14 protein-coding genes are annotated in these 8,396 nt (G+C 34.3%); 13 read left to right on the top strand and 1 reads right to left on the bottom strand.

What is annotated here, in order from left to right; translation table 11 throughout:
• From terL to H8718_RS19150, 5 genes are all read left to right on the top strand, one after another.
• The coding region (gene terL, locus H8718_RS19170; protein WP_249334611.1) for a phage terminase large subunit at positions 1 to 423 on the top strand (423 nt) is incomplete at its 5' end.
• 9 nt (positions 424 to 432) lie between these two features.
• The gene (locus tag H8718_RS19165) at positions 433 to 1,827 is read left to right on the top strand and encodes a phage portal protein (RefSeq protein ID WP_249334610.1); all 1,395 of its coding nucleotides are present in this window, start codon (positions 433 to 435) and stop codon (positions 1,825 to 1,827) included.
• A complete protein-coding gene (locus H8718_RS19160) occupies positions 1,814 to 3,376 on the top strand; it encodes a minor capsid protein (protein ID WP_249334609.1) in 1,563 nt (520 codons plus the stop codon). The genes H8718_RS19165 and H8718_RS19160 overlap by 14 nt, the downstream gene beginning before the upstream one ends.
• A complete protein-coding gene (locus H8718_RS19155; protein ID WP_249334608.1) occupies positions 3,377 to 3,604 on the top strand; it encodes a hypothetical protein in 228 nt (75 codons plus the stop codon).
• A gap of 203 nt (positions 3,605 to 3,807) precedes the next feature.
• Complete coding sequence (locus H8718_RS19150) at positions 3,808 to 3,954, top strand: hypothetical protein (protein ID WP_249334607.1); 147 nt, start codon at positions 3,808 to 3,810, stop codon at positions 3,952 to 3,954.
• A 7-nt stretch (positions 3,955 to 3,961) separates the two neighbouring features.
• On the opposite strand, the gene H8718_RS19145 is transcribed toward H8718_RS19150, so the two are convergent.
• Positions 3,962 to 4,168, bottom strand: a complete 207-nt coding sequence (locus H8718_RS19145; RefSeq protein ID WP_249334606.1) for a KTSC domain-containing protein — start codon at positions 4,166 to 4,168, stop codon at positions 3,962 to 3,964.
• Between the two features lie 229 nt (positions 4,169 to 4,397).
• On the opposite strand from H8718_RS19145, the gene H8718_RS19140 reads away from it, so the two are divergent.
• From H8718_RS19140 to H8718_RS19105, 8 genes are read left to right on the top strand one after another with little or no spacing between them, the layout of a single operon-like run.
• Entirely contained in the window at positions 4,398 to 5,000 is a 603-nt protein-coding gene (locus tag H8718_RS19140; RefSeq protein ID WP_249334605.1) for a phage scaffolding protein, read from the top strand.
• Between the two features lie 12 nt (positions 5,001 to 5,012).
• Positions 5,013 to 5,384 (top strand): hypothetical protein, encoded by a 372-nt coding sequence (locus tag H8718_RS19135; RefSeq protein WP_249334604.1) that lies wholly within the window; start codon positions 5,013 to 5,015, stop codon positions 5,382 to 5,384.
• A gap of 13 nt (positions 5,385 to 5,397) precedes the next feature.
• Entirely contained in the window at positions 5,398 to 6,417 is a 1,020-nt protein-coding gene (locus H8718_RS19130; protein WP_249334603.1) for a major capsid protein, read from the top strand.
• 40 nt (positions 6,418 to 6,457) lie between these two features.
• A complete protein-coding gene (locus tag H8718_RS19125; protein ID WP_249334602.1) occupies positions 6,458 to 6,814 on the top strand; it encodes a phage head-tail connector protein in 357 nt (118 codons plus the stop codon).
• Positions 6,811 to 7,158: a hypothetical protein gene (locus H8718_RS19120; RefSeq protein WP_249334601.1), complete on the top strand. Its 348-nt coding sequence runs from the start codon at positions 6,811 to 6,813 to the stop codon at positions 7,156 to 7,158. Before H8718_RS19125 ends, H8718_RS19120 begins: the two co-directional genes overlap by 4 nt.
• 17 nt (positions 7,159 to 7,175) lie before the next feature.
• A complete protein-coding gene (locus tag H8718_RS19115) occupies positions 7,176 to 7,706 on the top strand; it encodes an HK97 gp10 family phage protein (protein ID WP_249334600.1) in 531 nt (176 codons plus the stop codon).
• An 11-nt stretch (positions 7,707 to 7,717) separates the two neighbouring features.
• Complete coding sequence (locus H8718_RS19110; RefSeq protein ID WP_249334599.1) at positions 7,718 to 8,116, top strand: phage tail terminator family protein; 399 nt, start codon at positions 7,718 to 7,720, stop codon at positions 8,114 to 8,116.
• Complete coding sequence (locus H8718_RS19105; RefSeq protein ID WP_249334598.1) at positions 8,106 to 8,264, top strand: hypothetical protein; 159 nt, start codon at positions 8,106 to 8,108, stop codon at positions 8,262 to 8,264. Before H8718_RS19110 ends, H8718_RS19105 begins: the two co-directional genes overlap by 11 nt.
• The last annotated feature ends 132 nt before the right edge of the window (positions 8,265 to 8,396 follow it).

Raw genomic sequence — 8,396 nt, 5'->3', positions numbered from 1 at the left:
GTCCTTGATGTTTATTATTCAGATGCAACCTCGGCAGTAGCAGAGCCTAAAATAGCTAAAATGCTATCAGAAAATCAAGTAAGGCAGGCTCGAATTGAAAGTAATGGTGCAGGTGATGTAATTTGCAGAAATATAAAGAGGATATTAAGAGAAGACTTTAATTATGTTTGCAACATAGATTCATTCCACCAATCAGTTAATAAAGAGAGTAAGATATTAAGCCAAGATATGTGGGTTATGAATAACTTATTATTTCCTGCAGACTGGGACACAAGATGGAAAAGCTTTTATGGAGATATGTCAATGTTTCTAGCTAACTTTAAAGAGAATGAACATGATGATGCACCGGATTGTTGTTCCGAAATTGCTTTATCATTTAATAGAACTAGTGGTATGAGAATATTAAAACCAAAAGGAAAGTAGGTGAAAGATATGGATATAATGACAATCAAAAAACTTATAGATAATGCTATGTTTGAACATAATAAATTCGTGGACAAAGTTAAAGTTGGAGAGCGTTATTATAGTAATGACAATGATATTATGCGTAGTAAGAGTCCTTCTAATAATTCAGTTCCCGATACTTCAGAAAATCCATTAAGAAATGCAGACAACAGAATTCCTTTTAACTGGCATGGTTTTCTAGTGAATCAAAAGGCATCTTATATGTTTACATATCCACCTACTTTTGATGTAGGAGATGATAAAATAAATAGCTCTATAACAGACATATTAGGTGATCGTTATCCTAAAGTAAGTAAAGTGCTTTGTATTAATGCGAGTAATGGTGGTAAAGCATGGCTACATGTTTGGGAGAATGAAAAGAGTGAGTTTAAATATGCTGTTGTTGATTCTAAACAAATTATCGCAGTGTATTCGGATGATCTTGAAAAAAGCTTAATGGCTGTTCTGAGGGTTTATGATAAAAAAGATGAGCAATCTAAGGATATTACTGTCTATGAATATTGGACAGATAAAGAATGTTATGTTTTTAGAAGCGACAAAGGCATTACAACTCATTTATCAACTCATAATATGTTTACACAAACCAATTTAGATACAGGATCTAGCGAGCAGGTGAACGTATTGAAACATGATTTTGGAGAGGTACCTTTTATTGAGTTCTCTAATAATGATTTAAAAACATCTGACCTGGATAATGTAAAAGCTTTAATTGATACATACGATAAAATTTTTAGTGGATTTGTAAATGATATTGAAGATATTCAAGAGGTTATTTTTGTACTTACTAACTATGGTGGTACGGATTTAGATGAGTTCTTGGGAAATCTAAAGAGGTATAAGACAGTTGATATGCAGAACTCAGGAACAGAGGATAAGTCAGGATTAAGTACAATAACGATAGATATTCCTGTTGAAGCTAGGAACAAGCTACTTGAAATGACAGAGAAAAAAATCTATGTACAAGGACAGGGTGTAGATCCTAATCCGGAGAAGTTTGGTAATGCATCTGGTGTGGCTCTCAAGTATTTGTATACTTTGTTAGAGCTTAAAGCAGGGCTTATGGAAACAGAGTTTAGGCTGTCATTTGGTAGGCTTATTAGAATGATTTGCAAACACTTAGGCTATACACCTAAAAAGGTTGTTCAAACATGGACTCGCAACATGATACAAAATGATGAAGAGACTGCAACTATCGCTCAAAATAGTGTGGGTATTGTAAGTAGAAAAACAATTATCAAAAATCATCCATGGGTAGAAGATGTTGAAACAGAGCTCAAAAACATAAGCGAAGAAGAAGAGCAAGATATTCAAAAAGGCGTTCCATATCAAGACCAAGAAGGTGATGTAGATGTCCAAGAGTAGTGAGTATTGGAAGAAGCGTCTTGAAAATATATCAGCTACTCAAAATAAAAAGGCAGATGACTATATAGAAACCTTAGAGTTGCAGTACAAAAAAGCTATGGCAAGCATACAAAGGGATTTAGAAGCCTTTTATGCCAGGTATGCTAATGCTGAAGGTGTAGATATAGCTACAGCTAGAAAGTTGTTATCAAATGCTGAAAAAGAAATGTGGGAAGTGTCACTTGAAGAGTATCGAAAAATGGCGCTGGATGAAGAGTTTATAGACCAAATAGAAAGTATGTATAGTAAGAGTAGGGTAAGTAGGCTAAAGGCTTTAGAGATACAAATAAGGGCACAATTAGAAGTATTGTATAGCAACCTTAATACTGAGCTAGAAACACTACTAACAGGCACTTTTACAGATACATATTATCAAACAGTCTATGAAATTCAGAAGGGTACTGGAATAGGTACAAACTTTTCCATATTCAACGAAGATGCAGTAAAAAAGATTGTATCAAAACCATGGAAATGGGGACATTTTAGCAGTACAGTTTGGAATAATAAAGATTTATTACTTGGTGAGCTCGAGACAGCATTATTCCAAGCTTTTATACGTGGAGATCGTATAGACAAGGTAATCAAGACGTTTGATAAGAGAATGGGAGTAGGTTATAGTAGAGCAGCTAATATTGTTCAAACAGAACATGCATACATAGCAGGAGAAGCAACCTTTAAAGGATATGAAGAGACAGGTGTTGAAAAGTATGAATACTTAGCAACACTAGATACACGAACCTCTCAAATTTGCAGGGATATGGATGGGAAGATATTTAAGCTCAGTGAGAAGATTGTGTGGCTAAACTATCCACCACTACATTGTAGATGCAGAAGTACGACAGTCCCATATTTTGAGGATGAAGAATCCTATGGTAAACGTATAGCTAGAGACTATGAAGGCAAAGTATACTATGTAACAGAGGAGATGACCTATCATGATTGGTATGATAAATATGTTAAAGGTAATCTGGATGAGCTGTTAGCAGAGAAGAAATATCAAAATAGGCATGTGGATAAGAAACAGTATGAAAGATATAAAGAGTTACTTGGTAAAGAAGTTCCTCGGTCTCTTGATGCGTTCCAAAACTTGAAGTATACTGATAGTATCAAATGGACTGAATTAAAAGATAAATTTAAAGTCGAGACTAGAAAGTACAAAGAGTACTTATTTAATGATGATGGGACAATCATTATTACTGATGATTGGAAGGGGCAACATGTAAGTATTCCAAGAAAATATAAAGCATATGCAGTAGTGGAAACAGATTCAATATTTAACAATGGAAAGGTTCAGATTGACAGAACGCTATATGACAAAGATGGAATGATGTATAAGCAAGTACATTCAGGACATCATAATAAGCCTAAGCAACATCCATATGGTAAATATGGGGAACATGTGCATTATTATAATTGGAACACTGAAACCGGAAGACCGGATAGAGGTGTATTAGAATTAACAGAACAAGATAAAATAGAGCATAGTGATATACTGAAGGGAGTTGAGTAAATGATAACAGCACAACAGTTAAAAGAAGAAACAGAAACTAATGATATAGTATTTAGGTATCAAGCTAAAGAATATGTCATTTGTTGGTTTAATGGTATTTATCATTGTGGAGAATCCGGAAATGATGATAGTGATGTAGAATTTAAAACATATGAAGAAATGTTAGAAGAGTGGAAAATAAACAATAAGCTTTTGAAAGATATATTATCTAAAATAGAGTTGGTATAGTAGCACCTTACTTAGAAAAATGAGTAGGTGCTATTTTTTATACCCTAAAATTAAGGAGGGTATAAAAAATGGTAAAGAAGCATAATAAACTGACTGTATCTTACATATATGTAGACAGCCAGTTTTGATACATGTCATGAAAAGAAACCATAGCTGAATTATTTGTTGAAAACAGGGAAGTAATAGAATAAGGAGATGATGGGATGAAAGATGAATTAATGCAATTAGTAGAACCTTTAGTCCAATATCTAGAAGAGAACTATGATCCATATTGTAAGATAGAAATATCTAGGGAGAAAGTTAGGGTTATTAGGACTGAGAGACAAGAAATCATAGAATCACAGTCCTAATAGATAACTATCCTATCCTTTGATAACGGTGAACTTTATCAAGCTTAGACAATGCAGAGCCTAATGATGAAGAATTCATAAATGAATCATATTCAGCTTTAGACACGTTGTAATATTGATAAATTGCACCACCTTTTTTAAATTGAATTTCAAGTGTATTGTTTTCCCAACCTACACTTGAAATTCTACTTGAAGAAACAGGAATTCGTTGCATATGCAACACCTCACTTTCTTTTATATTTCAGCTTGGTAGAGCTGATACAAGTATTATATCAATTCAAATTTAATACTCAAAAACATAATATTGAAGATTATGTAATTAATAACAGGCACTCTTAACAGGGTGCTTTTTATATGCCTTTTTAGAGGTGTAGGCGTAAAAGAACACCTATAAATAACTCTATGAGAAGCAAAACTCGTATAAAAGCGTAGGAGGAAAAGAAATGGATAGATTTAAAGAGTTTTTAAAGTCTTTAGGGTATACAGATGAACAAATAACAGCTGTAGTAAATGGGATGAAGGAACAGAAGATTTACTTAAGTAACGAGGAAAATATTGACGAACGTTACATCAAGCTAAAAGGAAAGTACGAAACCCAAAAGACAGAACTTAAGACAGCTAATGATACCATTACAGAACTTAAGAAAAACAATCCTGATGTAGAAGGACTACAGACAAAAATTAAAGAGTATGAAAAAACTATTGAAACAATGGGAAAAGATGCACAGCAAAAAGAATTTGACTTAGCACTTGAAAATGAGCTTATCAAATTGAATGTTCATAGTACAAAAGCGGCTAGAGCGGAGCTTGATATGGACAAAATTAAGTATGAAAATGGTCAGTTTACAGGACTTAAAGAACAAACAGATACTTGGGCTACAGATAAAACATTTTTAATTAAAACAGGTCAAACAAAAACACTTTATAATCCAGCAGGTGGAGAAGGTGGAACAACAAGCTTAGCAGCTACAATAGCAACGCAAAGAAACGCAAGTCATCAAGTACAAACAAATAATCCTTATGCAAATGCATGGGACGTAAAATAAGGAGGTAAAGAGATGTATTTTAAACAAACAGAGTATGGAAATTCACCAGAGTTTTTAGCAAGTCAACATTATATTAATTTTACAACCACTATTTCAGATGATGGTGTAGAGGCTGACGAAAATGGAAGAAAATATGTTTTAGCAGGAACGGTTATTGGTGCTGATGGAAAAGCAGCTACAAACGAAAGTGTTTCAAGTCAAGCTGTTATAGGTGTTTTATTTGCGACAGTAGATGTAACACATGGACCACAACCAGGAGCACTTATGGTAGAAGGTTATGTCATTGAAGCAAGGTTAAAACAGGCAATTGACAACAGTGGGACATTACAAGAAGAAATTAAAACATCATTAACAACAAAATGTCCAAAAATTACATTGAGATAAGGAGTGAAGTAAAATGCCAAGAATTGAAGAGATTATGAGTACACAAGAACTTATTAATTACACAAAGACACGTCAACCTATTCCTATGATGGGAGATCTTTTATTCCCAGAAAGAAAAATTGAGGGTCTAGAAATTGAAATGATTAAAGGGGCAAGTAATCTTCCAGTAGCTGCATCGGTTCATGCCTTTGATACTGAAACAGAAATTGCTTCACGTGAAGGTACTTCTAAAGCAATTGAGGAATTGGCACTTATTAAACGTAAGATAAAAGTAAGTGAGAAGGAACTTATCGCACTTAATGCACCTAGAAGTACCAAAGAGGAAGAGCAAGTTATCCATAAGCTTTTTAATGATGTAGATAACCTGGTAGCATCTGTAAAAACAAGAATTGAAGCAATGCGTATGGAAGCACTTAGTACAGGTAAAATTGTACTCAATGAAAATGGTGTGAAAGGAACGATTGACTTTGGTACACCAAGTGGACACAAAGATACAAAAACTTGGAAGTCGGGTACACCAGATATTTTAGGTGATATTTATACAATGACTGATAAGATTGTAGCAGATACAGGATTCACACCAACACGAGCACTAACTTCAAGAACTGTACTGAACACAATCCTTAAAGATGAGAAGATTAGAGCAGCTATGTTTGGTGTTAATGCTGCTAAAGTTGCCACACTAACAGAACTTAATCAGCTATTGGCAAGTCAAGGACTCCCTACAATTGCTACATATGATGCACAATATCGTGTTCAAAATAACAAAGGTATTTATATACCAAAACGCTATTTAGCAGACAATATGTTTATTCTTATGCCAGACGGTATGATGGGAGAGACATTATATGGGCTTACAGCAGAAGAAGTTGAGCTTCGAAATAAGAGTGATATTGATATTACAAATATAGGCAATATCATTGTAGAGCAGTATGCTACAACTGATCCAGTGGCTAAATGGATTAAGGCAGTAGCAACAGCACTTCCTTCATTCCCTTATGCCGATCAAGTTTTTATGGCGACTATTAACTAAAGGGTGGCATAAGCTACCCTTATTTGACCAGGAGGTAACTATGCTAGAAGAAGTAAAAACTTTGCTAGGTATTTCAGAAGATGATAGAAGTAAAGACGACATCATAACCTTCATTATTAAAAGAGTTGAAAAAAGAGTATGTAGTTATTGTAATGTAAAGTCTGTACCAAAAGGTTTAGAAGAGACGGTTCTATTTATGGTAGTAGATACTTATAGAAGCACTCAATATGGCCAAGAAAAAGTTGATAGTGAAATGAAAGGCATGAGTGAAGGTGATGTTTCTTGGAGTTATCAAACAGCTAGTCAAATAGCTATTGAGAAAATTAAAAACCCTAGTCTTATAGAGGATTATAGGTCTGAGTTGAATAGTTATAGAAAAGTGAGGTGGCCTACATGACCCCAAGAAAAATGCTAGAAAAAACTTATGAGGGGTTATGTACCATTAAGACGATGACAACTATCAAAGTAGATGGTGAAACGACAGCAAAAGAAGGGATTATAGTTGAAAATCAACCATGTAGGTTATCACATCGTTCGAATACTCATGCGAAACAAGGATCTGTTTATGCAGAAGTAAGCCAAATAGTTAAGTTATTTTTAGCACCAGAGATAGAAGTCAAACCAGGAAGCAAGGTAGTGGTTGTTCAACATGGAAGAACCTACAACCTTGAAGCGAGTGGTTTACCAGAAATCTATTCTACACATCAAGAAATCAATCTTATTGAAATAGGTAAAGCATAATGGCCAAGTGGGGTAAGATGGATTATAAAGCTTTTGAAAAGATGGCCAATAACTTTGAAGAAGCTGTTAAAAAAGATATAGGAGAGCAGTTAGTTACAGATATCCTTCTAGAAGTTGGAAATAAGGTTTTGGCTAAGACTAAAAAAAGGACACCAGTAGGACAATACAGTGGACAAGTAAGTTTTATAGCCAATATACCTGAAAAACAAGTAAACTTCACAACCAAAGCGGGTAAGAAAGTATCTTTTAAAGCCAAGGCCAGAACACGACAAGTTAGGTTTTCTAATTCCAAAACACAAGTTGGAGGAACACTTCGCAAGGGGTGGTATATTACCGGCGTAAAAAAGAATGGTAATAAGTTATTTATTCTTATTTACAATAACGTAGAATATGCATCGTTTGTTGAGTATGGCCACCGTAAACGTAATAATAAAGGGTGGGTAGAGGGGCGCTTTATGCTGACGATTTCCATGAAAGAGGTTGAACATTCTCTGCAACAAATAGCAGATAAACATTGCAAGAAGGTGTTAGAACAATTATTTAAATAGGAGGGTATAGATTGGATATAAGGCAAGAAGTTATTAAACAGTTAGATGGGTTATATCCCGATATACCTATCTATGGTGAATCAGTTCCGCAAGGGTTTGAAGAACCAAGTTTCTTTGTAAAGGTACTTGATGGCTCAAGAGCGCAACAACTTGATAGACGCTATATCCATGAAGTAAGTATAGATATACATTACTTTGCAACAAGCAATAAGGCTGCTGAAAAGATGGCTAACAATCTTTATGAGCAAATGGAAGTATTAGAAGCTATTAAAATAAAGGGTAAAAACATGAAACATGAGGTATCGGATAGGGTACTTCATTTTTTTATTGATTATAAAGTGCATTTAATGAAAGATGCGAAGCAATATCCAAAGATGAACCGATTGGAGGAACATGTTTATGGAAAGTAAATTTACAAAAGATCAGTTCTTAGATAGTAAACAATTCGAACAAGAAGAACGTTATCTTTTAGAGGTATTACTAGAAGAAAACAAAACATACACCATGAAAGAAGTTAAAGAATTATTAAAAAAGGAAAAGAAAAGGAAGGTGAAATAATGGCAGGAGGTATATTTACTGTTCAGAACAAGGTAAGACCAGGTGCATACATCAACTTTAAAAGTGCAGGTAAGCCACTTGGTACTTTAGCTGATAGAGGGATTATGACAATGCCTTTAGCCTTAAAATGGG

It is taken from the genome of Zhenhengia yiwuensis (assembly GCF_014384995.1).
In the GTDB taxonomy this organism is placed as follows: domain Bacteria; phylum Bacillota; class Clostridia; order Lachnospirales; family Cellulosilyticaceae; genus Zhenhengia; species Zhenhengia yiwuensis.
The sequence above is the reverse complement of the archived record's forward strand: the minus strand, read 5'-3'. Positions and strand labels throughout refer to the sequence as shown.